The sequence below is a fragment of the Streptomyces sp. NPDC059477 genome (assembly GCF_042749375.1).
GTDB lineage: Bacteria > Actinomycetota > Actinomycetes > Streptomycetales > Streptomycetaceae > Streptomyces.
The window spans coordinates 78,945-81,920 of the sequence record NZ_JBHYUG010000030.1 but is presented as its reverse complement, the minus strand read 5'-3'; the positions used below and the strand labels follow the sequence as shown (position 1 = coordinate 81,920).

General features: G+C 73.7%; 3 protein-coding genes. 1 reads left to right on the top strand and 2 read right to left on the bottom strand.

Annotated features, from left to right (window positions below):
- Window positions 1-191: 191 nt before the first annotated feature.
- Window positions 192-1,511 (top strand): amidohydrolase family protein, encoded by a 1,320-nt coding sequence (locus ACFXAZ_RS17700; protein WP_384591364.1) that lies wholly within the window; start codon window positions 192-194, stop codon window positions 1,509-1,511.
- Window positions 1,512-1,726: 215 nt separating this feature from the next.
- On the opposite strand, the gene ACFXAZ_RS17695 is transcribed toward ACFXAZ_RS17700, so the two are convergent.
- Window positions 1,727-2,416, bottom strand: a complete 690-nt coding sequence (locus tag ACFXAZ_RS17695) for an alpha/beta fold hydrolase (protein ID WP_384591361.1) — start codon at window positions 2,414-2,416, stop codon at window positions 1,727-1,729.
- A gap of 87 nt (window positions 2,417-2,503) precedes the next feature.
- On the bottom strand, window positions 2,504-2,976 hold a 473-nt coding region (locus ACFXAZ_RS17690; RefSeq protein WP_384591358.1), incomplete at its 5' end, for an RNA polymerase sigma factor.

Below are 2,976 nucleotides of genomic sequence, written 5' to 3'. Positions count from 1 at the left end.
CCCGGGGCGCCGGGCGGGCGCGGCCCCCCCCCGCCCCCCCCCCCGCGCGCCGCCCGGCCGGGGGGGGCGCCGCGCCCCCCACGACCCGCCCCGGTGAGGGCCTTCCCGACGGACGTTGTTGACTGACTTCCGCACCGCCCGCCCCCGGCCCCCCACAGGCCGGCCCTCACCCACGGGATGAACCGCCTCCTATGCGCACGCCACATCGCTATCTCGCCCCCGTCGTCCTGCCCGCCGACCCGTCCTGCTCCGTGCTCAGGGACGCGGCCGTCGATGTGGGCGCGGACGGCAGGATCACCTACTGCGGCCCGGCCCGCACCGCCCCCGCTCTCCCCCACCACACCCCCCGCACCCGGCTGACCGGCATCCTCGTCCCCGGACTGGTCAACGCCCACGCGCACTCCCCGATGACCCTGCTGCGCGGCCTGGGCGGGGATCTGCCGCTGCTGCGCTGGCTCCAGGAGGTCATCTGGCCCGCCGAGGCCCGGATGACCCCGGCCGACGCCCGCGCGGGCATGCTGCTCGGCTGTGTCGAGATGCTCCGGTACGGGGTGACGACCAGCGCCGAGATGTACGCGCACGCCGAGCAGGTCGCCGACGCGGCCCTTGAGGCGGGCAGCCGCACCCTGATAGCGCCCGCCTACTTCGACCGGCCCGGCGGCGACTGGCGCGGCGACATCGACGCGATCGGCCGGTGGATCGACGCCGACGGACTGCGCTTCGGCCCCGGCGAACGCGTCGAACTCTGCTACGGCCCGCACTCCACGTACACCCTGCCGCCCGAGGCGCTGCGGCACACGGCGGAAGAAGCCGCGCGGCGCGGCGCGCTGGTGCACATCCATGTCGCCGAGACCCTCGCCGAGGACACCGCGACCCGCGAGCGGTACGGCTCCGTACCCCAGCTCCTCAAGCAGACCGGGCTGCTGGACGGGCGGCTGCTGGCGGCGCACGCCGTGCATCTGTCCGACGAGGACATCGCGACGCTGGCCGGGTCCGGCGCCGGGGTGGCGCACTGCCCCGGGTCCAACGCCAAGCTCGCCTCCGGCACCGCGCGGCTCGGCGCGCTGCGGGCCGCCTCGGTCGCCGTCGGGCTGGGCACCGACGGGCCCGCCAGCAACGACGACCTCGATCTGTGGGAGGAGGCCCGGCTGGCGATGATGTTCGCCCGGCTCGCCGCCGCCGACCCGATGGCCCTGGGCGCGGCGGACGCGTTCCTGCTGGCCACCTCGGCGGGCGCGGCGGCCCTGGGCCGTACGGACATCGGCAGCCTGCGCGAGGGCAACTGGGCCGACCTGGCCCATGTCTCCGTCGACGGCCCCCACTTCACCGCGGGCCTGGAGATCACCGACACCCACCTGATCGCCAACCTGATGTGGGCAGCGGGCTCCCGAGCCATCACAGACGTCTGGGTCGCGGGCGACCACGTGGTGACCAACGGCGAACCCACCCAGGTGGACCGCCAAAAAGCCCAAACCGAGGCAGGAAAGGCAACGGCCCGCATCATCCGATGACGCGCGTACGGGGCAGGAAGCAAACCGCCCGCCCCGCCCACCCGTGAGAGGTCACGGCCCACCTTCAAGACACGCCAACCGCATCGCCCTGAGGGGCGCGGGGCCGTATCAACATGCGGCTCCGCCGCGTGGGCGCGACCAGCCACACTCCACCCGCACCCCGAATCCCCACCGCACCCCCAAGGCGCCCCCGGCACTCAAGGTGCCCCCGGCACTCAGGGCGCCGCAGACGCCGCCTGCTTGATCAGATCAACAACCGCGTCCGGCTGAGAAACATAGATCGCATGGCTCCCCGGCGCCTCCGCCACCGTCGCCCCCGCCCGCTCGGCCATCGCCCGCTGGGCCAGCGGCGGGATCATCCGATCGTCGGCGGCGACGAGATACCACGTCGGCTTCGTCTCCCACGCCGGTTCACCCACCGCCCCGTTGAGCGCCTCCACCCCCCACGGCACCTGGGAGTCGGCCATGAACCGGGCCTGCGCCGCGGGCAGATCGTCGGCGAACGCGGCCCGGAAGTGCTCACGGTCGAGGAACAGGAACCCGTTCTGCGGCGGCAGCAGCGGCGCGGCGGGCGCCCCGGGCGGCGGATCGGAGATCAGGGAGTTCACCGACTCCCCCCGCTTCGGCGCGAACGCCGCGATGTAGACGAGCGCGGAGACCTTGGGATGGCGCCCCGCCTCGGTGATGACGACCCCGCCGTAGGAGTGCCCGACGAGGACCACCGGCCCGTCCTGCTGGGCGATGACCCGTAAGGCCGCCGCCACGTCGTCGGTGAGCGACTGGGTGGGGTTCTGCACGATGCTGACGTGGTACCCGTCGTCGACCAGCCGCTCGTGCACCCCCCACCATCCTGAACCGTCCACGAACCCTCCGTGCACGAGGACGATGTTCGTCACGGTGCTCATGTGCCGGCTCCCCCCTGTCGTCTGTGAGTCCTGCCAGCCGGGATACAGACTAGATCTCACCGTCCGCCACCGCTTCGCTCAAATGGCCTAGGCAGGCAATCCCTGAGGTCGGCGCATGACGACGGTTAACGCCGCCCGGTGAACAGCGGGTGAAGTGACAGCGACTTCAGGACGCCCGCGCGGCCGGTCGGCCGGTCCATGGGACCGCTCCCTCGCGGCGGCCAGCATCCGCCGCGCCTCGTTGCGGCTGGCCCGCACCCGCTGTTCGGCGTCCCCGTGCGGGGCGTCGGCGGTGGCGGCGAGGGCGGTGGCGAGCTTGGCCCGGCCCTGGCTGAGCCGGCTGCGCACCGTCCCGACCGGCACACCGCACGCGTCCTCTATGCGCTCGTACGGCATCTGCTCGTGCGACGTCACCCCGCCGGCGAAGTGCCGCAGCACCAGCGGCATCCGCAGCACCGGGGACAGCTCCTCCAGCGCCTCCCACACCCAGTCGCGCAGGGCGGTGCGCTCCAGCCACTGCTCCGGGCCGATGTCCGTGGACGGCAGGTGCACCTCGTCCA